Below are 24448 nucleotides of genomic sequence, written 5' to 3' on the forward strand. Positions count from 1 at the left end.
CTTATCCTTTAAGCGGGTTCAGCGATGCAATCTCGCGCAGCTTGGCCCGCACTGCCCAATCTGGTCCAAAGCCGTATCGCGCCCAGCCGATGCTGTCCAGTCTGACGCTACGCGCTTCAGCGTGACGGTTTTCCAGCTCCAGCGCTTCCGAGCGCAGCAACAGCAGGGTCGACAGCAATGCCGCGTTTTCACTGGCTCTTGCGGTGTTGACATGTGGGGCAATGAGCCGCAGCGCTTCGGCTCCGTCACCGCGGGTGATCGCATAGGCCGAAAGCTGTGTGGCCACATAGGCGCGGTGTAAATTGGTACCGGGGGTGATGGAATAATACCGTTCTGCCTCGATATAGTGGCGATGCGCCAATTCGGGGTCTGTGGTCTGCATCACCCGTCCCATTGCGTAATGAGCGAAGGCGCGGCGGTGATCCTGCCAGCCCATGGCGGTGGCGATGCGGATGGCCTCTTTGGCAGATGCGGTGCGTCCTTCAAATGAGATCGACCGGCCAAGGGCAGTCTGTACCGCTTTGCTCCAGGCGCGCGGGGTACGGGTGGCAAAGCGCGCGGTTTTATTGATGCCGCCGGGGTTGGTGCGGGCCAGAATGCCGGGCAGGGCCGCAGCAACCTGACCACGGCTCATGCCGGACCGCAGCGCCGGATCATAATAGGTCCGCAGGATCAGCATATCAAAGCCGGTCAGCACAGTATGCACATTGTCATCGTTGAACACACTGTCGGGCAGGCGGTAAAGATCGTTCAGCGGGCCAAGTGCCTGCGCCAGTTCCTCGTGCAGACAATCGCGCACTTCTTGCGGGCTGGAGTCATTGGGCAAAAAGATCGACAGACGTTCGCGCTTTTTCAGCAAAGTCCAGTTGGTTTGCGGTTTGCGCTTTGCCTTGCTGTATTCCGCCAGCGACGACACATTCGGAGCCACAAAACAGGCGGCTTGCGGCAAAACGGAACGGATTTCCGCGCGGCTAACAGCCTGAATGGTAATGTTTGCATTTTCTGCACGGGTCTGGCTGATGTCGATCCGCGCTTCGCTGCGCAGGCGGGAAATCAAACGGGTTAGATCGGACCCTAGCGTGACCGTTGGATTACCTGTCACACGAACGGTGATCGGGGTTTCAAATCGGGTCAACACCGGCAGCTTGCGCCCGCTTTCCATCTGGAATGACAGTTCGATAAAATCAAGCGCCAGGTCATTGTTCGAGCGCACCGGCGCTTTCGGAATGCTGGTGGCAAAACTTTTCATTGGCGGCAGGGAGGTGTCGAAAAAATTCGCCCGTGTTGCGACATCATGCTGCGAGGCTGGCACGCAGGCATTCAGCATCATGACCAACGGCATTACTGTACGTGCTTTCACAGAAGAGCCCCCTTGTTCAAAAGGGTCCGAGACGGGGAAAACCGTGCCGTATGCACACCCCAAGAGCGCACATAAGGTGCTGTACTGATCATCATAACTGCCTGCCTGTCCTTGTTGGACGATTGGATTTCAGGTCTTTTCGCCTTCCATCCCGACCTTACTAGGGAGCAATTAAGGCAAATTTGGGGCAAAAAACCTGAATTGGGGCAGGGGGTATTCAGTTCAAACGAAAATTTTGGGGCATACCCAAAAAATGACACAATAAAGCGGACTTACAGGGCAAAGCTGTCATGTCCCCTGGTCGGGCCGAAGTCAAAATGTTGCAAAGCACACACAGACGGGCGCGCTTTGCTGGGTTTTAAGTTAAATTGGTTGCACTTTGGCAGTTAACGCCCGCCGCGGGCCATGAAGGCAAGTCTTTCGAACAGATGCACGTCTTGTTCGTTTTTCAGCAACGCACCGTGAAGTTTGGGCAGGGCGGATGCCCCGTCGGCTTTCAGGTCTGCCGCGTCCATGTCTTCGGCCAACAACAGCTTGAGCCAGTCCAAGACCTCCGATGTCGAGGGTTTTTTCTTAAGCCCCTGCTGGTCGCGGATATCGTAAAACTGGGTCAGGGCAGTATTCAGCAGGTTTTCTTTGATGTCAGGGTGGTGAACTTCGACGATCTTTTTCAAGGTCTCCATTTCGGGGAACTGGATGTAATGGAAGAAGCAGCGCCGCAAGAAGGCATCGGGCAGTTCTTTCTCATTGTTCGAGGTGATGATCACAATTGGACGGTTGGTCGCCTTGATCATTTCACCAGTCTCGTAGACGAAAAATTCCATTTTATCAAGTTCTTGCAAGAGGTCGTTTGGGAACTCGATATCGGCTTTGTCGATTTCATCGATCAACAGCACAACTTTTTCGCCTGCCTCAAAGGCCTCCCACAACTTACCTTTGCGGATATAGTTGGCCACATCATGTACCCGCTCTTCGCCCAGCTGGCTGTCGCGCAAACGGCTTACCGCGTCATATTCATAAAGGCCCTGCTGGGCCCGCGTGGTGGATTTGATGTTCCATTCAATCATCCGCAATCCAAGCGCGGCGGAAACCTGTTTTGCCAGCTCGGTCTTGCCGGTGCCCGGTTCGCCCTTCACCAAAAGGGGGCGTTCCAGCGTAATCGCGGCATTCACCGCGATCGTAAGGTCATCGGTTGCCACATAATCAGCAGTGCCTTGGAATTTCATCTTTCTTTTCAACCTTCTGATTATGGACTTGAACAATGCCTTTAACCAAAAATCAAAGGAATTGTGTAGTGACAATTCTAAGCGGCTAAGATAGACGCAGCGTCATTGGGGGGCGATCTCGGGGAGAGGGGTCTCGTATGCCAGAAACGAAAACAGTTGAGGGGTATGATATGAAACAGGAAGTTTTCCTGCCTGAAAATTATTCACCGGCCGAAGATGAACCTTTCATGAACGACCGCCAGCTTGAGTATTTTCGACGTAAGCTATTGAACTGGAAGTCCGAATTGATCGAGGGCAGCCGGGACACCATTGAGGCATTGCAGGATGGGACGCGCAATATTCCAGATGTGATTGACCGGTCGTCCGAAGAAACCGACCGGGCGCTGGAATTGCGCACACGGGATCGGGCACGCAAATTGGTCTCTAAAATCGACGCTGCACTGCGCCGTATTGAAGAGGGCGAATTTGGGTATTGTTCGGTAACCGGTGATCCGATTTCACTCAAACGGCTGGATGCACGTCCGATTGCGACCATGAGTCTAGAAGCGCAGGAAAAACACGAACGGCGGGAAAAAGTACACCGCGACGATTGAGTTCCGCCCTGTTATGCTGAAATAGAACCATTTTGAATTAGAAAACGCCGGAGCTTTGCCTCCGGCGCTTCTGTCTGGGGGATATTGATGAACATTTCCAATGCAGTTGTCGTCGGTGGCGGGATCGGTGGTTTGGCGACTGCGGCCGCTCTGGCACGACGTGGGGTTGCAGTGACGCTGTTGGAACAGGCTGATGCCCTGCGCGAAGTCGGGGCCGGCCTTCAGGTTAGCCCCAACGGTTTGGCGGTTCTGCGTGCCCTTGGATTGGAAGCGGGTTTACGGACCAAGGAATCGGTGCAGGGCGAGGCTGTGGTGCTGCGCGACGGTGCCACAGGCGCGCAGGTGGCGCGTTTACCGCTGGACCGTTTGCCCAAGACGCAACGTTATTTCTTTGTCCATCGCACCGATCTGATCGACCTTCTGGCCGGTGCGGCGAAACGCGCCAATGTGACTTTTGAAATGGGTGCGCAGGTTGCCAGCATACACCCCGGACCAACGCCGCAGGTGCAGATGGCCGACGGCAGCAGCCGGCGCGCCGAATTGATTGTCGCTGCGGACGGCATTCATTCGCTGGCCCGTCCAGTGCTGAACGGGCCGGACACTGCTGCCTTTTCGGGACAGGTTGCCTGGCGCGCGCTGGTGCCCAATACGATTAACCACCCGGCGCAGGCGCAGGTGCATATGGGGGCAGGCCGTCATATGGTCAGCTATCCGTTGCGGGGCGGGCGTATGATCAATCTGGTGGCCGTGGAAGAGCGCGCCGGCTGGGCCGCTGAAGGGTGGAACCACCACGACGATCCGGCCAATCTGCAAGCGGCATTTGCCGATTTTGGCGGTGATGCGGGCCAGATGATTGAGGCGGTGCGCGAGGTGACCCTTTGGGGGTTACATCTGCACCCAGTGGCGCAGACCTGGCAACAGCAGGGTGTTGCCCTGTTGGGCGATGCTGCCCATCCAACCCTGCCATTTCTTGCGCAAGGTGCGAATATGGCCTTGGAAGATGCCTGGATCTTGGCCGAAGCTGCCGCGCATGGACGGGGGGACTGGCTGGCCGGGTACCAAAAGCTCCGAGAGGCGCGGGTCAGGCGGGTGGTTGCCGCAGCTGAAAAGAATGCCCACCGCTATCACCTGCGCCCCGGCCCGATGCGTAGTCTTGCACACCTTGGCTTGCGGGTCGGCAGCAGCATTGCACCATCGCAAATGTTGGGGGCGTTTAACTGGCTGTACAGCCATGACGTCACGCGCCCCCAAAAAAAGTAGGTTTCTGCTTTTAGGCTTTGGCGCGTTGTAACATGCCGAACAGATCGCGCGGATCATCAGGATCAGCCAACAGGTCCAGCGGATGAAACAGCTTGGTCTCGGCAATCTGGTCACGCACATAACGCAGCGCTGAGAAATCCTCGATCGCGAAACCGACACTGTCAAACAGGGTGATCTGTTTCTCGTCGGTCCGCCCCTTGGCTGCACCGGTCAGCACCTCCCAGAATTCCGTAACCGGGTGGTCAGCTTCCATTTGCTGGATTTCACCCTCGATCCTTGTCTGTTCCGGGTATTCGACAAAAATCTCAGAACGGTGCAGGATCGCGGGGGCCAGTTCCGTTTTGCCGGGGCAATCCCCTCCGATGGCATTAATATGCACCCCTGCGCCAACCATGTTGTCGGTCAGAATGGTGGCATATTGTTTGTCAGCGGTGCAGGTGGTGATGATCTGGGCACCCTCCATCGCCTCTTCGGCGCTCTTGCAAGCTGTCACACGCAGCCCGAGCCCCTTCAGGTTGTTGGCACATTTGGCGGTGGCCGCCGGGTCAATATCGTAAAGCCGTACCTCTTCGATCCCTGCAATGGTCTTCATCGCAAGGCTTTGGAACTCGGATTGTGTCCCGTTGCCAATCATTGCCATGACCTTGGCGTTCTTAGGGGCCAGCACCCGCGCCACCAGGGCAGAGGTCGCTGCCGTGCGCAATGCAGTGAGCAAGGTCATTTCGCTGAGCAGCACAGGGTATCCTGACGCCACATCCGCGAGCAGACCAAAGGCGGTCACCGTTTGCAAACCGTCCGCTGTGTTGGAGGGGTGGCCGTTCACATATTTGAAACCGTAGACATCGCCGTCCGAAGTTGGCATCAGTTCAATCACACCACTGTCGGAATGGCTGGCGACGCGTGGTGTCTTGTCAAACAACTCCCAGCGTTTGAAATCGGTTTCAATGTAATCGGCGATGCCCCGCAGCATTTCTTCGATGCCGATATGATGCACCAGTTTCATCATGTGATCGACGGAAACAAAGGGCACCAGCGCTTTGGACGAAGGTTTCAGGTTTGTCATGGAAGTATCCTTTAATATGCGCGGGTCGGGCGGTCGAAGACACGGCGGCCAAAGGCCGATGCGGTCAGGTCAACCATCAGGGTTGCGGTGCGGCCGCGTTCGTCCAGAAACGGGTTCAGTTCGACCAGATCAAGCGATGTCATCAAACCGCTGTCATGCAGCATCTCCATCACCAGATGGCCTTCGCGGACGGTAGCACCGCCCGGTACGGTGGTGCCGACGGCAGGGGCGACAGAAGGGTCAAGGAAATCGACATCAAGGGAGACATGCAGCAGTCCGTTAGCGGCTGCGACCTTGGCGAGGAACGCAGAAAGCGGTTTCGCAATGCCGGTCTCGTCGATCTCGCGCATGTCGACATAGGTGACATCAGTTTCCTGCAAGGCGGCGCGTTCGGCGGCATCAACCGAGCGTAGGCCGATGATGGCAATGTTTTCCTGCGGGACGGGGGTGTCGACAATTGGAAAGCCGTCAAACCCGTCGCGACCTGTGACATAGCCCAATGGTGTGCCATGCAGGTTGCCGCTGTCAGTGGTGTGCGGTGTGTGGAAATCCGTATGGGCATCCAGCCACAGTACGAAAAGCGGGCGTTTTACCTTTTCGGCGTGGCGCATGGCCCCCAGAACGGTGCCCAGCGAGAGGGCATGATCGCCACCCATAAAGATCGGCACACCATCGGGCATTGCCGCTTCCGAGGCATCGGCAAGGGCGGTTGTCCAGGCGATGGTTTCCTCAAGTGCTACGATTTTAGGGTGGTCCTTGGGGGTGAAGGGGGCAGGTGAGACGTTGCCGCGATCTTCAACCGGGTGGCCAAGATCTTGTAAGGCTTGCGCCAGTCCGGCGGTGCGATAGGCATCCGGCCCCATCAGGCAGCCTTGGCGGCGTTTACCACTGTCCAGCGGACAGCCGATCAGAATGCAAGGGGACTGGGACATGGGATCACTCCTGTGAATTGGGATGCCCTGATCTATCTGGCGCTATTGGTCATCGACAAGCGGTCAAATTGACCGTAATGGTTATAAATTGATCAAAATGGAATGTGAAATGGACGATTTGGATAACCGCATCGTTGCCGCCCTACGTCACGATGCGCGCATGCCGCTTTCTGATCTGGCACATGCGCTCGACACGTCGCGCACGACACTAAGGGCGCGGATTGCGCGGCTTCAAGAGCGCGGCGAAATCGTGGGCTTCACGGTGTTGACCCGTGCCGATGTCATGCGCGACCCTGTGCGCGGGCTGATGATGATCGGGATCGAAGGGCGGGGCACCGAGCGGATCACGCGACAGCTGACCGGCTTTGCTGAGGTGCGGGCGGTGCATTCAACCAATGGCCGCTGGGATGTGATTGTCGAGATTGGCACCGCAACGCTTGAAGCCTTTGATGCGGTACTGACGCGGATCAGACGGCTGGACGGGATCGTGGCCAGTGAAACCAACCTGTTGTTGAAAACCCGAAAGGCGGGTTAGCCGCGCCGCGCCGCCATGACCCAAAGAGCCGTCAGGCCAAAGGCGAGCAACGCGTTCCAGCCTGCCATCGACAGGCCAAACAGTTGCCAGACAATTTCGTCACACATGACAACGCCGGTGGGGGTATCCAGCGCCAGCAAGGCCCCTCCATCCAGCGCGCCAAGGTCGGCACCACCGCCAGAGCAGGATGTGGGCCCGGGCCACCATCCCCATTCGACACCAGCATGGAAAACGCCGATCGCACCGGTGGTCGCGGTGGCCAAAGCCCCGAGATAGGCCAGCAGACGCGGACCGCCCAGCAGGGCCGCCACACCAATCAGAACCGCCGCCGCATGGGGCCAGCGTTGCCAAAGGCACATCTGGCAAGGGGCCAGACCGCCAATATGCTGGAACCCAAAAGCCCCAAGCAAAAGCGCCGCAGACCCGAAGGTTGCAAGAGTTATCAGGGTCTTAGGTGTCATATCAACTTTACCACAGAAAATCCGGCAATCAGCAGGATAACAAGAAGAGTGAACATCAGGCCTAGACGTTTCTCGATGAAGTCACGGATCGGGGCCCCGAATTTCCATAACAAAAGCGCGACAATAAAGAAGCGCAGTCCCCGTGCAATGATCGAGGTGACAATAAAGGTACCAAGAGGCATCGCCGTCCAGCCGGACATAATGGTGATGACCTTATAGGGAAACGGGGTTACCCCTGCGGCAAGAACAGCCCAGAAACCGACGCCGTTAAAGCGATCGGCAAAGGCCTCCATCGCTTCAGCTTTGCCAAGGGTCGCCAGCATCGGTTGCCCGATGGTTTCATAGGCAAAAGCCCCGATGGCATAGCCCAGCAATCCACCCAGCACCGAAGCCACCAGCGCCACCGTAACAATCACAAAGGCGCGGTTGGGACGGGCGATGATCATCGGGATCATGATAATGTCCGGCGGGATTGGAAAAAACGAACTTTCGACAAAGGCCACCGTTGCAAGCGCCCAGAGGGCATGAGGATGCTGGGCAAGTCCGAGGGTCCAGTTATAGAGACGTTTTAACATCTAAGCTGCTCTTTTTAGGTGTCTTGCAACACCATACCACCGGCGTGGGGTCAAGGGTGGGCGGGTCGCGGGCGCGTAATCGGGCGGTTTGATCACGGTACTGTTACGCGACATCCTCAATTCGAACCGAACTGGGATTTTCCACTCAATCCGAGCTTAAGGATTTGATGCTATTGCGTGACCCGAAAGAAGGGCCCAGATGTGCATTACAACTTTCGCATTTTATTTTTCATGCTGATTGGCGGCGCGGCCGTCGTTTACGGCGTATTTCAGGTGCCGCCATTGACGTCGGGCGGATCTGGCGGGGCATCCGGTGCCAATGAGGCGGAATTTAATGCCGCTGTCAGCGAGGAACTGGCTTTTTGCCAAGCACAACCTGATGCCGTCAACTGCCGTTGCTTTGCCACTAAATCCGCCATCATCCGCAGCCACCAACAGCCCAGAGTGCCGACAGCAGTCTATGCCGACAAAGAGACGCTGGCCCGTGGCCAGGCAGCACAGGGGTGTTAGGGTCCTGACCCCAAGGAAAATGATGTTGGAACGGACTGCACAACAGACTTAATCGGGATGATCCTGCGATAGCCCTTGTCGAATCACAATTCGCTTTGTAGCAGGTCCGAACAGTGCCCGTGTGGTGGAATGGTAGACACGTCAGATTCAAAATCTGATGCAGCAATGCGTGCCGGTTCAAGTCCGGCCACGGGTACCAACTGGTTTAATAACCAGCCACCAATTTTATTTTTCCGCCACCACATGACCTTTAATAGGTGTCCAGCCGTCAAGGAAATGACCGCGTGGCCCGTGGGAACTATTGTGTTTTTCAGTCTGCGCAGACCAGTAAAATCGTGGATTTGCAACCGCAGAAATCGCGGGCGATTCCGGCATTTTGGTGGCGCGGTAAGCTTGCTAAATCGATTCGAATTCACCCTCCCGCCAGGGTAGAGTTGTGCGGCAATGGTGCAATTTTGGGATTATTGGTTCCAAATTAGCGACAGTGATTTTACAATTTAGACGAGAATATGGCGCAAATTTTAATGATCCTTTCATCCTGTGATTGTTTCCTGCCTGCTTACAATTAACTATTTTTTAAGAAGTGTTTCCTATGTTTTAGGTATTATATTCAGAGGGTTATACGGCGACATCCACCTTATTTTGAATTTTCCGTGGAAACAATCGCTCTGGTCATGTGTCCCCATACGGGGGTGAACCCGGCACTTAAGGCGGCCCGCTCACGGCAATCCTGACAATTTCTCGACATTTTTCCCTTTGTTGGACCATTTTGCAGGGGTATCAATGTTCCTGCCCAACTGGGGGGCACTGTCTATTGGTCGGGGGCGGCCACACATTCACGCATCCAAAATGGGTGCAGGATACGTGTGGACGCTGCGCGATGCGCGACCGTCCTCACGGCGTTGCCGGACACTGAATGTCCGGCTGCGTGCTGCCCGATACAGTATCCCGTTTGTTTGGTCGGCCATTTGTTTGGCGTGTCTTTGTGTGCCGCCCTTGTTCACGTGCCGTGTGCGAGGGGGGAAATTTGAACGGAGTAGATCTATGAGGCTTGCGCCACTGCCATCGTCAAATCCTACGATTGCTGCTTGGCCGGTCTTTTGCTCCTTCGCGCACAGTCTTTCCAAACCACTGTCCAGAACGGCCAGACCGCGCGGCACGCGTGGCAACGTCCAGGAGACCAACCAATGATCCGTACACTTGATTTTAATGCATTTGCAGCCGGTACCGTTATTGATGATGAGTATCAGGCAACGGATGGGGTGACGGTTTCGGCTGTAGGTGGCTCAGGGCAGGCGATGACCTTTGACACAGATAACCCCACAGGCGACGATACCGATCTGGCGTCTGATACCCTCGACGGCGTGCTGATCATCTCGGAAGATGGCGACACCAGTGATCCCGATGACACTGACGCCGGCGGCAGTATCTTTTTCGACTTTGAAGCACCCTCCCTTATCAAGTCCCTGACTTTCAAGGACATTGAAGAGACCAGCGGTGACGGCACGGTAATGGTGTTTTATGACGCTGACGGTGGGGTCATCGAAGAACATTTCGTTCAACCCACCGATGACGGTGGTGAACGCACGGTTGGCCTGTCCGTTGACGGCGTGTCGCGGATGGAGATCCGTTTCGAAGGGTCCGGCGCGGTGGACAATCTGGTTTTTGATGACAATCTGGCGGTGGACATGGGACCGACGGCGATTGATGACAGTGGCGAGACCGACGAAGATACCGCCGTGATCATTGATCTGCGGGGCAATGACACCGACCCGGACGATCCGCGTGCGGATTTGGAAATTGGTGATTTTGTCAGCGCCGACGGCACAGTGACCGATCTGGGCGACGGCACGGTATCCTTCTTGCCAAATCCCGATTTCAGCGGCGAGACCAGTTTTTCCTACACGCTCACCGACCCGGACGGGAACACCGATACCGGTGAGGTCACCGTGCTTGTGGACCCCGTTAATGATGCGCCTGTGGCATTAGATGACGCAGATTCAACGGATCAGGACACTGTGGTCACAGTCGATTTGTTGGCCAATGACAGCGATGTTGATAGTGACGGCTTCCGCGTTATTGAGGCAATCGTGCCGACAGCGCAGGGGGCGCTTGTCGATAACGGGGATGGGACGGTTGATTTCACACCGGCCCCTGACTTCATCGGTGACGCGACAATCAGCTATACCATTGCCGACACAGAAGGTTTGGAAGCCAGCGCCGCACATACCGTCACCGTAAACCCCGTGGACGTCGCACCGGTTGCCAACCCGGATACAGCCGAGACGCCAGAGGACACGGCAATCACCATTGACGTGCTGGATAATGACACCGACCCACAAGACGATGCCCTGACCATCACCGAAGCTTCGGTGTCAGAAGAGCAGGGCACCGTCGAGATAGTTGAAAACCAGCTGTTGTTTACACCAGCAGCAGAGTTCAACGGCCCCAGTACAATTTCCTATCTGGTCGCAGACCCAGACGGCAACAGTGCCGAAGGGACAGTTGCCGTTGAAGTAACCCCTGTGAATGACGATCCGGTCGCCGCGGACGACACGGCCACCACGCCGCAAGAAACGCCCGTCACGGTTAACCTGTTGGAAAACGACAGCGACATCGACGGCGATACCTTGGTTGTGACCACAGCCACAGTGCCCGCAGCACAGGGGGCGTTGTTAAACAATGGCGACGGCACAGTGGTGTTCACCCCGGCAGAGGCGTTCACAGGGCCCGCAACCATCAGCTATTCGGTGTCCGACGGCAATGGCGGCGAAGCCAGCGCAGAGCATGTGATTGACGTCACGCCGGTGGTTCCGGCCCCGCCCGTTGCGAACGACGATACCGCAACAACAGAGGAAGACACGGCAGTCATAGTCGATCTGCGCGGCAATGACAGCGATCCCGACAACGGCTTGGACACTCTGGTTATTGGCGATCTGGCGGTTGACCCATCCGAGGGCTCCGTTGTCGACAATGGCGATGGCACCGTGACATTCACCCCGGCTGCCGAATTTAGCGGGGACGCCATAATCAGCTATTCCTTGACTGACCCGGACGGCGCTTCTGATACTGCTGAGGCCGTTGTCACGGTGACGCCGGTGAACGATGCACCGATTGCCGAAGATGACGTGATGGGCACGCCCTACAACACCCCGATCGAAGACATCGAGGTACTTACCAATGACACCGACACGGACGCAGACCCGCTGCGCGTCGTAAGTGCAATCAGCCCCGACGGCGATGTTGTCATCACACCAGAGGGCGCACTGACCTTTACGCCGAACGACGGGTTCAAGGGCCCTGCCGAAATCACCTATACGATTTCAGACCGTCCCGAAGGCGCGCCTGATGCCTTAACGGACACGGGCACGCTGATTGTCAATGTGGCGGACCCCGGGGATCGCGACGGCATTGTCGATGGGACAGGCGACGATGATCTGATCGACACTGAATATTTGGGTGACCCTGACGGGGACCGCGTCGACAATGACGATGCGATCATCGCTGGCCAAGCGCCGAACGACGATATCATCCGTGCCGGCGCGGGGGATGACACGGTTATGGCCGGTCTGGGTGATGACAATATCACCGGCGGCGAAGGCGATGACAGCATCCTCGGGGAAGACGGCAATGACACAGTGGCTGGTGGTGCTGGCAATGACGTGATCGACACATCGGGGCCGGATCTGGCACCCGATCAGGGCTATCCTGATGCGGCGACAGACAGCTTGGGTTTTGCGGGCGACGATGACCCGGAGAATGACCGCGACTCTGTCATAGGCGGGACGGGTGATGATACCATCACAACCGGCGATGACCGTGACACGATCAGTGGCGGTGCCGGCGAGGATGTGATTGACGCAGGCATCGACAATGACCTTGTGACCGGAGGCGCGGACGATGACCGCATCGTTGGCGGCGAAGGCAGTGACACGATCTTAGGTGGCGATGGCGATGATACGATCTATGCCGGCAATGATCCCGACGGCATCGGTGATTTGTTGGACATTCCGGATGAGGAAACTGCGGGGTCGCCGTTTTCGCCGGATCGTAACCCGGACAACGGACGGGATGTTGTCTTGGGCGGTGCCGGTGACGATGTGATCTTTGGCGCTGACGATGGTGACAGCCTTGTCGGTGGCTCGGGTGATGACACCATTGATGGCCAGATTGACGATGACACCATTCGGGGCGGATCGGGTGATGATTCCCTGCTGGGCGGTCAAGGGGATGACACCATTGACGGCGGCACCGGCGAAGACACCCTGATGGGCGGCGACGGCGATGACACCCTGCGCGGGAACCGCAACGATGATATCCTGATGGGCGGCGATGGGGACGACGTCCTTGATGGCGGCGGTGATGATGATCTGCTAGAGGGCGGCGACGGCGACGACAACCTGCAAGGCGGTCAGGGGGATGACACCCTGCGCGGCGGCGCAGGTGAAGACACCATGACAGGCGGTGCCGGTCAGGACATGTTTGCCGCGGTTGGTGCGGGGGATGTTGTTGACGGCGGGTCCGGCCCGATTGACACCGACACGCTGGACCTGCGCGGTTCGGCCCCCGAAGGCGGGCGGCTTGAAGTTGTTTACACATCGGATGATCGGGAAGACGGTGTTGTTAATTATTTCAACGAAGAGGGCGAGGACGCCGGCCAGCTGGTGTTTGAAGAGATTGAAAACGTCATTCCCTGTTTCACGCCGGGCACCAAAATTGCCACGCCGAAAGGGGAACGCCGGGTCGAGACGCTGGCGGTTGGGGACCGTGTCATTACCCGCGACAATGGCATTCAGGAAATCCGTTGGGTTGGGGCCCGCAATATGTCCGGCGCCGAGCTGGCGCGTGCGGCCCACCTCAAGCCGGTGCTGATCCGTCAGGGGGCCCTTGGCAATGCCTTGCCCGAGCAGGATATGATGGTTTCCCCCAATCACCGGGTTCTGGTCGCCAATGACAAGACTGCACTTTATTTCGAAGAGCGTGAGGTTCTGGTGGCGGCCAAGCACCTGACAGATTTGGAAGGTGTGGACATCGTGGATGTATCGCAGACCACCTATATCCATATCATGTTTGACCAGCATGAGGTGATCCTGTCTGACGGCACCTGGACCGAAAGCTTCCAGCCCGGCGACATGTCATTGGCCGGGATCGGCAAGGAACAAAGGCAGGAAATTCTGGAACTGTTCCCGGAATTGGCCACCAAGGCGGGTGTGGAAAGCTATGCATCGGCCCGCCGGTCACTGAAAAAACACGAGGCCAAGCTGCTTACCGAATAGGCCGCATTTCAGGGGCGGGGGCCCCCGATAGGAAACAACGGCAGGCGGATTTATCGCCTGTCAGAAATATGCAGCTGTTTGTCAGGGATGTATCACCTTAGGCAAACGACCAGAGCGGGGCGGTAAACTGCCCCGCTCACTTTTTTGGCTTTGGGGGCGGACCGTTACACAGGTGGGTGCTGCGCCCTGCGCCAGTTCTCCCAGTCTTCCGGTGTATCAAGGTCAAGGCGGGCCCGTTGCCCTTGCAAGGGCACCAATGTCACGCGCCCCTTGGCCTGGGCGACAACTTCGCGCCCGCCACTGTCTCCTGTCAGATCGGCAAAAGCGGGGAACAGGGTATGATCGAAAATGATCGGATGACCGGCACCACCGTCCTGTGTGGCCCCGCGCCAGATCAGCGCACCTGTGTTAAGATCAATCGCATCTGCAACCGTCGCCAGATCACCCGCCGTGACATCGGGCAAATCCCCCAGCAAGACCATCGCGCAAGGCGCAGTTGATGGCAGGGCAGCAAAGGCCCGGCGCAGGCTGGCGTTCATCCCTTCATCGGCGTCCGGCACTGCAAAAGGCAGCACTTCCAACCCCCTAAGGGCATCATACCGGGCGTGGGGCGGTGTGGGGAGGGCAACCAGCACAGGGCCATTGGTGACGGCGCAGGCCTTCAAAGCCTGTTGGCGCAGCAGCGGTAGACCGTCTACCTCCTCAAGCAACTTATCACGTCCGCGCATACGGCTTGAGGCACCGGCAGCAAGGATGATGATGGGCAAATTATGTCTTGTCATACCGCCACCTTAACCGCCGCAGGCAGCAATGGTAAGGTGGCGGTCTTTTCATGCTTCATCGGCGCTTATAGCGTTTCGCGTTTACATTGAAGCACACAGTATCATCTAACGTGTTGAAATCGCTGATTTCAGGCAGCGTTAGATGTTTCAGGTTACACGCAAACTTCTCTAGCCACGCATTGCAGTGCCATCAGGATCAAAAAGTGCTGTTGTGATGAGCGTCGCCGGGCGCATCTGCCCAAGAATTTCGATCTCGACGGCAAGCCCTTCTTGGGCACGATCGCGCGGCACAAATCCAAGGGCCACCGAGGTGTTGGAAAAATGCGAATACCCGCCGGATGTGCAAAAACCAACCACTGCCCCGTCCAGCCAGATCGGTTCGTACCCCTGCACGTCGGCATCTTGTGCCTCAACCTTAAAGGCAACCAATTGACGGGCAGGGGGCGTTGCGCGCTCGGCTTCGGCGGCGGCGCGACCGATGAAATCGGTGTTTTTCTTAAAGCTGATGAACCGGTCCAACCCAGTTTCCGCCGCGGTGTAATCCGGCGAAAATTCGGCCATCCACGAGCCAAAGAACTTGTCCAGCCGCAAAGACATCATCGCGCGCATCCCAAACGGGGTGATCCCATGCGCCTGTCCTGCGCTCCAAAGGGTGTTCCAAAGGCTACGCTGATCCATCGGGTTGCAATAAACTTCGAACCCCAAATCGCCGGTATAACTGACCCTTTGCACGATGCAGCTGCTTTGTCCGACGGTCATTTCGCGCACATCAAGAAATTTCATATCGCTGACGTCGTGGCGGGTGCAGGCCTGAAGCACATCCCTGGCCCGTGGTCCCGCGATTTGAAATCCAGTGCGCCGGTCAGAGATGTTTTCGACGTCAACTCCGTCTTGCAAGTGGTTGAGGAACCAGCGGAAATGGTAAGCCTGCGAACCGTAAGATGCGGTCAGCTGAAACAGGTCCTCAGCCAGACAAGAGATGGTGAAATCCCCAATCAACTTGCCCTTTTCCGATAGCATCGGTGTGAGGGACAAACGTCCCTTGGCCGGCACACGCCCCGCCATGATCTGGTCCAGCCAAGCCCGCGCCTGTGGGCCTTTGACCAAATATTTACCAAAATTCTGCACTTCATTGATGCCGACGCTTTCACGCACCGCTTTCACTTCGCGGGCAGTGGCCCCAAAAGCGTCCGAGCGGCGGAAGGAGGGGGTTTCAAAATCCGGCTCTGCGCCAGTTGCAAAGTAATTGGCCACTTCCAGCCCGTATTGCTGGCCCCAGACCGCGCCCATCTTGCTAAAGATGTCATACATCGGCGTGGTGCGATGTGGCCGTGCGGCGGGCAGTTCTTCGTTGGGGTAGGAGACGGAAAACCGTTTTTGATAGTTCTCGATCACCTTTGGCAAGGTATACCCGGGGGTGATCCAATCCCCGAACCGCGCAACATCCATCGCCATGACATCGCGTTCAGGTTCGCCTTCGATCATCCATTGCGCCAGCATCAGACCGACGCCCCCACCTTGGGAAAAGCCAGCCATAACACCACATGCAGACCAATAATTGCGCATTCCGGGCACGGGCCCAACCAGAGGGTTTCCGTCAGGGGCAAAGGTAAACGGCCCGTGAATGACATTCTTCACCCCCGCGCGTTCCAGATCGGGGAACCGTTTATAGGCAAAGGCGATGCTGTCCTCGATCTTGTCGAAGTCATCCTGCAACAAGTCCTGTCCAAAGGACCACGGGGTGCCGTCAACCGCCCAAGGCCGGCAGGGTTGTTCGTAAAATCCGATACACAGGCCTTTGCCCTCTTGGCGCAGATAGGATTCGCCGGCCGGGTCCATCACATGGGGATGTTCGATCCCGTCCTTCATCATCTCGACAATCATCGGCACGTCTTCGGTAACCAGATACTGGTGTTCCATCGGATGCAGCGGGAAATAGACACCGGCCATCGCCCCGACTTCACGCGCCCATAGCCCCCCTGCGTTAACGATATGCTCGGCGTGGATATTGCCCTTGTCGGTGATCACATCCCAGGTACCATCCGGGCGTTGGTTTGTCTCTTGTACCATACAATGGGTTTCAATGGTCGCTCCGCCCATCTTGGCCGCACGGGCATAGGCATGGGTGGTACCCGAAGGATCAAGATGCCCGTCCAGCGGATCGTAAAGTCCGCCGATGATCCCGTCGGTGTTGGTAACCGGTGCGATTTTCCTGATTTCTTCGGGACCAACGATTTCCGTATCCAGCCCCATAAACCGGTGCTTGGCGCGTTCTGCCAGCAGCATGTCAAACCGGTCCTGATTGTCGGCCAGAGTCACGCCACCCACGTGATGCAATCCGCAAGACATGCCGGTGATCTCTTCCAACTCCTTGTACAGCCGGATCGTATACCCCTGAAGCGCGGCCATATTCGTATCACCGTTCAGCGTGTGAAACCCGCCCGCGGCATGCCATGTGGAGCCGGAGGTGAGTTCCGAACGTTCAACCAGCATGACATCGGACCAGCCCAGTTTGGTCAGATGGTAAAGAACCGACGCGCCGACGACGCCGCCGCCAATAATCAGAACACGGGTGGATGTTTGCATGGGGGATCTCCTTCACTGGGTGACCCTAGGTGACGGCGGGGCTTTCTCCTTTGCAAGTCTGAAACCGACGTAATTTGTCGCAGTAAACCGATGAGTCTGGCCTTGACACTTAAAGTTGTTAATATTTAGTTAATTCCACTAAAGATAAACGTTGTTGGGGTTCTAAAATGTATAAATCAGGTATTGCTCTGTTGTTCGGGCTGCTGATGGCCGTGGGAAATGCTTCTGCCGCGCCAATGCAGAGTTTCAGCGCCCCGCCAGAGATGACATCGCTTGAACAGTTCCTGAAATTCATCGGTCCACAGGAATTGAAAGCCGCGTGTTGCAAGACCTGTCGCAAGGGAAAGGCCTGCGGGAACAGTTGCATTTCGCGTGACAAATCCTGCCGAAAAGGGGTGGGCTGTGCTTGTAATGGATAGAGCCAGCCGTCTGACTTAAAAGGGATGTGATTTTCCGACAGAACATGTCGGGGAACGGCAATCGGTGGCCATTGGTCAGGGCCAGATTAGGTCTTAACGAAACCAAACGCCAGGACCCTGCCCATGCGCACCCATGCCCAAGCTGTTGTGATCGGAGGCGGTGTTATCGGCTGCTCGATCCTTTATCATTTGACCAAACTTGGCTGGACCGATGTGGTTCTAATGGAACGTGACGAGCTGACGTCGGGATCGACATGGCACGCGGCGGCCAACATTCACGGGTTGCATGACAATAACAACATCACCCGCATTCAGAATTACACGATGGATCTTTATAACGCGCTTGAGGCCGAGACCGGGCAGTCTTGCGGCGTGTTCCAACCCGGCAGCCTTTATCTGGCGCAGACCGAGGCACGCGAACATCAGCTGCGTTTGCAGGCAGCAAAGGCGAAATATTACAACATGCCGTTCCGCGAGGTTTCCCGCGCGGAGGCCGAGGCGCTGCATCCGCTGGTCAATTACGACGGCATTCGTTGTATCATGTTCGAGGAGAACGGCGGCAATGTTGATCCTTCCGGGGTGACCAATGCCTATGCCACCGGTGCCCGCCAGAACGGTGCCGAGATTATCCGGTTCTGTCCCGTCACAGGCACCGAACAACAGCCCGACGGCACATGGATTGTGCGCACCGAAAAGGGGGACATCGCCACCCAGTGGATCGTGAATGCCGCCGGGCTGTGGGGCCGTGAAGTGGCGGCAATGGCTGGGGTGAAACTGCCGCTTCAGCCTACGGAACACCAGTATTTTGTAACCGAAACCATTGCCGAGATCGACGGTCTGGACCGGCGACTGCCTTCGGTGGCGGACCGTGACGGCGAGTATTACCTGCGTCAGGAAGGCAAGGGGCTGCTTGTTGGGGCTTATGAAAAAGACATGCGGTTCTGGGCCGAGGACGGCACACCGCAGGGTTTTGGGCATGAATTGTTCGCCGATGATCTAGAACGGATCGAAGACAATATGATGCGCGCGATTGACCGCGTTCCGGCGGTTGGAACCGCGGGGATCAAGCGGGTGATCAACGGGCCGATGATCTGGTCGCCGGACAGCAATGTCCTGTTCGGCCCCTTGCCGGAACTGTCCAACTATTTCTGTTGTAACGGAATTATTCCCGGGTTCTCGCAATCCGGCGGCATGGGGCTGTTGGCGGCAGATTGGATTGTCACCGGTGAAAGCCGCTATGACATGTTTGCATGGGATGTCGCGCGGTTCGGCGATTGGGCGGATGCAGCCTTTACCAAGGCGCGGGTGGGCGACCAATATGCCAACCGGTTCAAGATCCATTTCCCGAATGAGGAACGCAGTGCTGGCAGGCCGATGCGCAAACGTCCCGCCTATGACGCCCAGCGCGATTTGGGGGCGGTGTTCGGATTGAATTACGGCTGGGAACATCCGCTTTATTACGGGCAGCCGGTTGGATCCGAGGATGTGACCGAAGGTTTCACCCGGCAGGGCTGGTGGGAACAGGTTGGCCGCGAAAGCCGGATGCTGCGCGAGCAGGCGGGCATTATCGATATTTCCAATTTCGCGAAGTACCGATGCGCCGGTCCCGGTGCCGAAACATGGCTGAACGCCTTGTTCGCGAATAACATGCCCAAGGCGGTTGGGCGCTCTTGTTTGACACCTCTGATCGGTACACGCGGCGGGATCGCGGGTGATTTCACCGTGACACGTATGGGCGATGAGGAGTTCTGGATCATCGGGTCGGGGATGGCCGAGCGGTATCATCAGCGGTTCTTCAAACAAATACCGCTGCCCGAGGGCACAACGTTCGAGAGCCGGACAGAGGCGATGTGCGGATTTAACGTCGCCGGACCAAAGTCGCGCGAGATATTGCAGCGGATGACCAACACGTCCCTTGCGACAGAGGACTTTGCCTTCATGCGCTCGGCTTGGGTCGAACTGGCAGGGGTGCGATGTCTTGCGCTTCGGGTAAGCTTCACCGGGGATCTGGGCTGGGAATTGCATTGCGCGGTCGAGGATCAGGCCCGGCTCTTTGCGGCGCTTATCGCTGAAGGGGCGGCCCATGGGGCGGGGCCTGTAGGATCGCGGGCGCTGATGTCACTGCGGATCGAAAAGGGGTATGGTTCATGGAGCCGCGAATATTCCCCCGAATACTGGCCGCAGGAAGTTGGCCTTGAACGCCTGTGCAAGATGGACAAGGATTTTCTTAACAAAGCGGCTGTGGCCGAAACAATGGCAAAGCCGGCCCGGGAACGCCTTGTTGTGCTGGCGCTCGATGCAGCACAAACCGATGCCTCGAACGCGGATGCTTCCGGCGGCGAGCCGATCTTTAGGAACGGCGAGGGGATCGGGCGCGTGACATCGGGTGCTTATGGGTATGGGGTGGGGCAATCCCTGGCCTTGGGGTTTGTCAAAGATGCGGAACCCGGGGACGTCGTCGATGTGATGGTGCTTGGCCTGCCCCATCAGGCAACCATTCTGGCAGAGCCGCCGTTTGACCCACAGGGCAGCAAGCTGCGCAGTTAAGGGCTTTCGGCCTGCTGTCACGACCCGATGCCGAAAGAACGACGGCGAATGTTGTACCAATGTAGAGAACTGAGGTCGTAACGCGCAGGGCGCAGGGAATTGTGCAATACTTCCCGCCGTTTTTTCTGGCTTAACGGCGTGGAGAATATAACCTGATAGAAGTCGTTTCCCTCGGTCAATGTGCGGGCATTCAAGGTATAATCGCCAACCTTGATGTTGAAATAGGTGCCGCGCGCAATCAAAGCGGTATCGCCGCCGTCCAGTTCATCATCACTCTCGGCCAACATGGCCGGGACGATGGTGCATCCTCGCCGGCTGATGTTTGTAATCCGCCCGTCGATGCGTCGGCCCAGAACATGCGCGTGCATTGGGACATCGCAAATGGAGCGTCCACGATGAACAATGCGAAACACCTTAAGCGCGATATGAACCGCAATAGCAAACAATACAGCGAGAACAAGGCCCAGCATCGCAACCCCCAGCAGACGCAACTGGTTGCGGTGTTCGGCAATCTCGGCTTCGATATCAGCAACCCATCTTGGCAGGCGACGCCATCTTGCGGTTTGACCGGGACGAATAGAGGCCGGTCGACTGTGATCGGGAGTTGTCGCCGCGTTAAGGTCGGTTTGTCCGCGACAGGCTTCGTGCAAAACGGTCGCGGTTTTGGCAAGATCCTGATCAAAGGTTACAGGGCGGTTCAATTCCTCCTGCGGGCGATCAGCGATGAACATCAGTACGGTCAGGAAATGGCGCACAGAGCCGAAAGAATGCGCCTGTCCCGACTGTCGCAGGATCGCCAGCATGTCATCATTGTTGATGCTGCGGATTAATTTGTTGATTTCGGTCAGGCGGTTCTGGTCTGGCCCTGTCTCGACGCTAAAGGTGTCTTGTGCCAGATCGATCACTGACATAAGTTGGTCGCAGTCGGCATAGGCCATGCCAGGCAGCCAGAGCCAAGCCAAACAAACCAGTCCAAATGATCTTAAAATCCGCATGTCTTCCTTGTGGGCCGTTCCGTCGGCCCGTTCCTCAGGTGGTATGCAAGATTGATCTTAATGTCCGGTTACGCAGGGACGGTTGTTGACGCGAAAACCTCACTGCGCGCGGCTTGGTGCCGATGTATTCGGACCCGGTGTTTAGGCCTGGCAACAGATAACGTGGTTCAAAGCGGCCTGATCTTGAGTTGGGTAATCCGGTTACCCTCGCGTGAGGTGACTTCGAAACGGAACCCGTGAAAGCTGAAGACCTGACCGGCTGTCGGGATCATCTGGGCTTCGTGGATCACCAGACCGGCCAATGTGTTGGCCTCATCATCTGGCAGTGACCAGTCCGTCGCCCGGTTCAAATCGCGGATCGTCATGGCCCCGTCCACGTAATAGTGTCCATCTTCACCCGGCAACAGCTGGTGATCAGCGTCAGGGTCAAATTCATCAGTGATCTCGCCAACGATCTCCTCCAGAATATCCTCAAGGGTGATTAGCCCTTGAAGCGATCCGTATTCATCCACCACCAACGCAAAATGTGTGCGCCGGCGCAGGAACTGGCGCATCTGTTCGTCTAGTGTCGATGTTTCCGGCACGAAATAGGGTTTCATGGCCACAGAAGAGACATCGAATTTCTTCAGAACCGATGCGTCGCCTTCTGGACCGCCGATAAGCTTGTACATCGCGCGCAACAGGTCTTTGGCGTGGATCACTCCGATGATGTTTTCCGGATCATCGCGATACACTGGCAAACGGGTGTGGTTTGACTGAAGACATTTATTCAAGACATCGGAGGGGTCTGCATCGGCGTCAATCATCTCAATGCCAGAACGGTGCAGCATGATTTCCTCAACGACGCGTTCTGCCAGATCAAGCGCGCCAAGGATACGGTCGCGGTCCTCTTTTTCGACCACCCCTTCAGAATGGCCCAGTTGCAGCGCACCGACGATCTCTTCGCGCACGGCCAGAATGTTGCTGTCCGGGTCGACGGTCACGCCAGTCAGACGCAGGATGCCGCGTACCAACAGGCGCACCGCTGTTACGATGGGTGAAAAGATGCGCACCACAATTGAAATCGGTCCCGAGACCAGTGCCGCCGCCCGTTCCGAATTGGTGATGGCATAGGTCTTTGGCAGAACCTCGGCAAAGACCAGCACCAAAAGCGTCATTGCAAGGGTGGCATAGGCCACACCGCTTTCGCCAAACAGGCCCAGAAACAGGGTGGTCGCCAGCGAGGTGGCAAGGATATTCACAAGGTTGTTGCCGAGCAGGACAGAGCCGATCAGCCGCTCGTTATCTTCTGTGATCCGCAAGGCGCGTTCGGCACCTTTTGATCCTTTGTCCGCCTGGGTGCGCAACTTGCCGCGAGAGGCGGCCGTCAACGCGGTTTCGGAGCCTGAGAAAAAGCCAGAGAGGATCAGCAAAAGAAAGATGATGCCGGTACTGAACCAGAATGCCCCATCAATAAACGAAGTGTCGAGGAGCGAGGTAGAGGGTTCCATTCGGGAAGATGTCCATGTGATACTAGTTTATTGTGTTATGGGGCCGCGCGGCGCTGCGTTCAAGGGCGCCATTCAGGGTGCCATTCAAGAGAGGTGGATATGGTCGGTATCAGGCATCTGGATTTGGGACTTCTTGACGGTGATGTGCTGGTTTTCGGCGGACCCTATTCGAATGCGCAGGCCACGGCAGCAGTGATCAAGGAAGCACAGACGCGCGCGATCCCTGCGGCGCAGATGATCTGTACCGGTGATCTGGTGGCCTATTGCGGCGCGCCGGCACGAACAGTGGCACAGCTGCGCGCCCTTGGATGTGCGATAGTGGCAGGCAATTGTGAAATCCAGCTGGGCAGTGGTGCGCCTGATTGCGGGTGTGGCTTTGAAGATGGCAGTGCCTGTGACCTGCTCAGTGCAGGGTGGTACGTATTTGCATCATCGGTTCTGGCCGATGCTGACAAGGTATGGATGGCGGGGCTGCCGGATGTAGTGAGCTTTCGCCACCATGGCGCGCGTTATGCGGTGATCCATGGCGGCATGACCGATGTGTCCCGATTTATCTGGCCAAGCTGTGATGCCGGTGTTTTCGCGCAGGAATGGGCCGCAGTGGAACAGGCCGTTGGTCCTGTGGATCATATCCTTGCCGGCCATGCTGGTGTGCCCTTTGTAAAAACCACGCCACAGGGGCGCTGGATCAATGCCGGTGTGATCGGGATGCCGCCCCATGACGGGCAGCCGAAGACGCGGTTTATTGTGTTGGAACAGGGTAAAGTACGGATTGAGAACCTGTCCTATGACAACACGGCGGCGGCGGCGGACATGGCACAAGCCGGACTACCACTGGGTTACCGCGACGGGTTGATCAGCGGTTACTGGCCCTCAGAAGATGTGTTGCCACCAGATTTGCGGGTACCGGTATCGGCCAGAGGATGACGTTCCAATACCAGTTCTGACAGGCGTTCCTCCAGAACATGGGTGTAAATCTCGGTCGTGGCGATATCAGCATGTCCCAACATCGTCTGGATGGCCCGCAAATCGGCCCCATTGGCCAGCAGATGGGTTGCAAAAGCATGGCGCAGCGTATGGGGCGTGACCTTAACAGGATCAACACCGGCAGCGACGGCAAACTCTTTGATCAACAGATAAAACCGGTGGCGCGTCAGATAGCCGGACTTTCCACGCGAAGGGAAGAGGAAGCGCGACGCAGGTTTGCGCTTCTGCCGATCTTCAGCATCCTGAAGGTCGCGATCCTCAAGCCATGCGGCAAGGGCCACGCGGGCCGGCGGGGACAGGGGCACCATACGTTCCTTGCCGCCTTTGCCCATGATCAACAACAGGCGGGGGTCGCCGCGCGTGGCTGAAATTGGCAGGCCGACCAATTCGGTCACCCGCATCCCCGTGGCGTAAAGCAATTCCATCAAGCAGGTGTTGCGCAACCGATCACGCGGACTGCGCCCGGACGCGCGGGCCGCGTCAAGCAGCCGGTCAACTTCGTCCTCAGACAGGATTTTGGGCAGGCGTTTGTCCTGACCGGGCCCCGCAATCTGGATCGCCGGATTGTCCTGCCGCAACCCTTCTTCGAAGGCAAAACGATACAGCTGTTTGATTGCGGACAGGCGCCGTGCGCGCGTGGATTTCGCCAACCCCTGCGCGTCGCAATAGATCAGGTAGTTTTCGACGTCATCGCGGCTGGCGGCGTTAAAATCCAAGGCCTTGCGCGCCAGATAGCCATCAAAATCCTTAAGGTCCCGGCCATAGGCCAGTTGCGTATTCGTCGCCGCCCCCAGTTCGGCGGCCTGCGCCTCAAGAAAGGAAGAAATCCAATGAAACGTGTCGCTTTGCAT

General features: G+C 57.2%; 18 protein-coding genes and 1 tRNA gene. 8 read left to right on the forward strand and 11 right to left on the reverse strand.

Annotated features, from left to right (window positions below; all coding sequences use genetic code 11):
* Window position 1: 1 nt before the first annotated feature.
* Entirely contained in the window at window positions 2-1360 is a 1359-nt protein-coding gene (locus tag HKX44_RS04020; RefSeq protein WP_276150006.1) for a DUF2927 domain-containing protein, read from the reverse strand.
* A 386-nt stretch (window positions 1361-1746) separates the two neighbouring features.
* A complete protein-coding gene (locus tag HKX44_RS04025; protein WP_276150007.1) occupies window positions 1747-2586 on the reverse strand; it encodes a MoxR family ATPase in 840 nt (279 codons plus the stop codon).
* Window positions 2587-2723: 137 nt separating this feature from the next.
* On the opposite strand from HKX44_RS04025, the gene dksA reads away from it, so the two are divergent.
* Both dksA and HKX44_RS04035 read left to right on the forward strand, forming a co-directional pair.
* Complete coding sequence (dksA, locus tag HKX44_RS04030) at window positions 2724-3179, forward strand: RNA polymerase-binding protein DksA (RefSeq protein ID WP_276150008.1); 456 nt, start codon at window positions 2724-2726, stop codon at window positions 3177-3179.
* A gap of 87 nt (window positions 3180-3266) precedes the next feature.
* The gene (locus HKX44_RS04035; RefSeq protein WP_276150009.1) at window positions 3267-4439 is read left to right on the forward strand and encodes an FAD-dependent monooxygenase; all 1173 of its coding nucleotides are present in this window, start codon (window positions 3267-3269) and stop codon (window positions 4437-4439) included.
* A 10-nt stretch (window positions 4440-4449) separates the two neighbouring features.
* On the opposite strand, the gene HKX44_RS04040 is transcribed toward HKX44_RS04035, so the two are convergent.
* A complete protein-coding gene (locus HKX44_RS04040; protein ID WP_276150010.1) occupies window positions 4450-5502 on the reverse strand; it encodes an ornithine cyclodeaminase in 1053 nt (350 codons plus the stop codon).
* Window positions 5503-5513: 11 nt separating this feature from the next.
* On the reverse strand, window positions 5514-6434 hold the full coding sequence (rocF, locus tag HKX44_RS04045) for an arginase (protein ID WP_276150011.1): 921 nt from the start codon (window positions 6432-6434) through the stop codon (window positions 5514-5516).
* A 109-nt stretch (window positions 6435-6543) separates the two neighbouring features.
* Here rocF and HKX44_RS04050 point away from each other — a divergent pair, with 109 nt between their 5' ends.
* Window positions 6544-6969, forward strand: a complete 426-nt coding sequence (locus HKX44_RS04050; protein ID WP_276150012.1) for an Lrp/AsnC family transcriptional regulator — start codon at window positions 6544-6546, stop codon at window positions 6967-6969.
* On the opposite strand, the gene HKX44_RS04055 is transcribed toward HKX44_RS04050, so the two are convergent.
* Window positions 6966-7430 carry a disulfide bond formation protein B gene (locus HKX44_RS04055; RefSeq protein ID WP_276150013.1) on the reverse strand — a complete coding sequence of 155 codons (465 nt, stop codon included), beginning with the start codon at window positions 7428-7430 and terminating at the stop codon, window positions 6966-6968. The genes HKX44_RS04050 and HKX44_RS04055 overlap by 4 nt on opposite strands.
* On the reverse strand, window positions 7427-8005 hold the full coding sequence (locus HKX44_RS04060; RefSeq protein WP_276150014.1) for a VTT domain-containing protein: 579 nt from the start codon (window positions 8003-8005) through the stop codon (window positions 7427-7429). The genes HKX44_RS04055 and HKX44_RS04060 overlap by 4 nt, the downstream gene beginning before the upstream one ends.
* Before the next feature lie 177 nt (window positions 8006-8182).
* Here HKX44_RS04060 and HKX44_RS04065 point away from each other — a divergent pair, with 177 nt between their 5' ends.
* The 3 genes from HKX44_RS04065 to HKX44_RS04075 all read left to right on the forward strand — a co-directional run bounded on the left by HKX44_RS04065 (window position 8183) and on the right by HKX44_RS04075 (window position 13791).
* Complete coding sequence (locus HKX44_RS04065; RefSeq protein ID WP_276150015.1) at window positions 8183-8515, forward strand: hypothetical protein; 333 nt, start codon at window positions 8183-8185, stop codon at window positions 8513-8515.
* A 115-nt stretch (window positions 8516-8630) separates the two neighbouring features.
* Window positions 8631-8714, forward strand: a tRNA-Leu gene (locus tag HKX44_RS04070).
* A gap of 988 nt (window positions 8715-9702) precedes the next feature.
* Window positions 9703-13791, forward strand: coding sequence for a tandem-95 repeat protein (locus HKX44_RS04075; protein WP_276150016.1), 4089 nt, complete (start codon window positions 9703-9705; stop codon window positions 13789-13791).
* Between the two features lie 164 nt (window positions 13792-13955).
* Here the strand turns inward: HKX44_RS04075 and HKX44_RS04080 are convergent, their stop codons facing one another.
* Window positions 13956-14573, reverse strand: coding sequence for a nucleotidyltransferase family protein (locus HKX44_RS04080; protein WP_276150017.1), 618 nt, complete (start codon window positions 14571-14573; stop codon window positions 13956-13958).
* A gap of 168 nt (window positions 14574-14741) precedes the next feature.
* Complete coding sequence (locus HKX44_RS04085) at window positions 14742-17159, reverse strand: FAD-dependent oxidoreductase (protein WP_276150018.1); 2418 nt, start codon at window positions 17157-17159, stop codon at window positions 14742-14744.
* A 542-nt stretch (window positions 17160-17701) separates the two neighbouring features.
* Between HKX44_RS04085 and HKX44_RS04090 the strand changes: the two genes are divergently transcribed.
* Entirely contained in the window at window positions 17702-20125 is a 2424-nt protein-coding gene (locus tag HKX44_RS04090; protein ID WP_276150020.1) for an FAD-dependent oxidoreductase, read from the forward strand.
* Window positions 20126-20142: 17 nt separating this feature from the next.
* Here the strand turns inward: HKX44_RS04090 and HKX44_RS04095 are convergent, their stop codons facing one another.
* Window positions 20143-21063 (reverse strand): hypothetical protein, encoded by a 921-nt coding sequence (locus HKX44_RS04095; protein WP_276153191.1) that lies wholly within the window; start codon window positions 21061-21063, stop codon window positions 20143-20145.
* Between the two features lie 224 nt (window positions 21064-21287).
* Window positions 21288-22610, reverse strand: coding sequence for an HlyC/CorC family transporter (locus HKX44_RS04100; protein WP_276150022.1), 1323 nt, complete (start codon window positions 22608-22610; stop codon window positions 21288-21290).
* 99 nt (window positions 22611-22709) lie between these two features.
* Here HKX44_RS04100 and HKX44_RS04105 point away from each other — a divergent pair, with 99 nt between their 5' ends.
* Window positions 22710-23537, forward strand: coding sequence for a metallophosphoesterase family protein (locus HKX44_RS04105; protein WP_276153696.1), 828 nt, complete (start codon window positions 22710-22712; stop codon window positions 23535-23537).
* Here HKX44_RS04105 and HKX44_RS04110 read toward each other — a convergent pair.
* Window positions 23474-24448, reverse strand: coding sequence for a site-specific tyrosine recombinase XerD (locus tag HKX44_RS04110; protein WP_276150024.1), 975 nt, complete (start codon window positions 24446-24448; stop codon window positions 23474-23476). The genes HKX44_RS04105 and HKX44_RS04110 overlap by 64 nt on opposite strands.

Source organism: Sulfitobacter sp. M05, from assembly GCF_029285175.1.
In the GTDB taxonomy this organism is placed as follows: Bacteria; Pseudomonadota; Alphaproteobacteria; order Rhodobacterales; family Rhodobacteraceae; genus Sulfitobacter.

Coding starts and splice junctions, on each gene's coding strand:
- HKX44_RS04025 (WP_276150007.1), bottom strand. CDS start 2,586: ATGAAATTCCAAGGCACTGCTGATTATGTGGCAACCGATGACCTTACG.
- dksA (WP_276150008.1), top strand. CDS start 2,724: ATGCCAGAAACGAAAACAGTTGAGGGGTATGATATGAAACAGGAAGTT.
- HKX44_RS04035 (WP_276150009.1), top strand. CDS start 3,267: ATGAACATTTCCAATGCAGTTGTCGTCGGTGGCGGGATCGGTGGTTTG.
- HKX44_RS04040 (WP_276150010.1), bottom strand. CDS start 5,502: ATGACAAACCTGAAACCTTCGTCCAAAGCGCTGGTGCCCTTTGTTTCC.
- rocF (WP_276150011.1), bottom strand. CDS start 6,434: ATGTCCCAGTCCCCTTGCATTCTGATCGGCTGTCCGCTGGACAGTGGT.
- HKX44_RS04050 (WP_276150012.1), top strand. CDS start 6,544: ATGGACGATTTGGATAACCGCATCGTTGCCGCCCTACGTCACGATGCG.
- HKX44_RS04055 (WP_276150013.1), bottom strand. CDS start 7,430: ATGACACCTAAGACCCTGATAACTCTTGCAACCTTCGGGTCTGCGGCG.
- HKX44_RS04060 (WP_276150014.1), bottom strand. CDS start 8,005: ATGTTAAAACGTCTCTATAACTGGACCCTCGGACTTGCCCAGCATCCT.
- HKX44_RS04075 (WP_276150016.1), top strand. CDS start 9,703: ATGATCCGTACACTTGATTTTAATGCATTTGCAGCCGGTACCGTTATT.
- HKX44_RS04080 (WP_276150017.1), bottom strand. CDS start 14,573: ATGACAAGACATAATTTGCCCATCATCATCCTTGCTGCCGGTGCCTCA.
- HKX44_RS04085 (WP_276150018.1), bottom strand. CDS start 17,159: ATGCAAACATCCACCCGTGTTCTGATTATTGGCGGCGGCGTCGTCGGC.
- HKX44_RS04090 (WP_276150020.1), top strand. CDS start 17,702: ATGCGCACCCATGCCCAAGCTGTTGTGATCGGAGGCGGTGTTATCGGC.
- HKX44_RS04095 (WP_276153191.1), bottom strand. CDS start 21,063: ATGGCCTATGCCGACTGCGACCAACTTATGTCAGTGATCGATCTGGCA.
- HKX44_RS04100 (WP_276150022.1), bottom strand. CDS start 22,610: ATGGAACCCTCTACCTCGCTCCTCGACACTTCGTTTATTGATGGGGCA.
- HKX44_RS04105 (WP_276153696.1), top strand. CDS start 22,710: ATGGTCGGTATCAGGCATCTGGATTTGGGACTTCTTGACGGTGATGTG.
- HKX44_RS04110 (WP_276150024.1), bottom strand. CDS start 24,448: ATGCAAAGCGACACGTTTCATTGGATTTCTTCCTTTCTTGAGGCGCAG.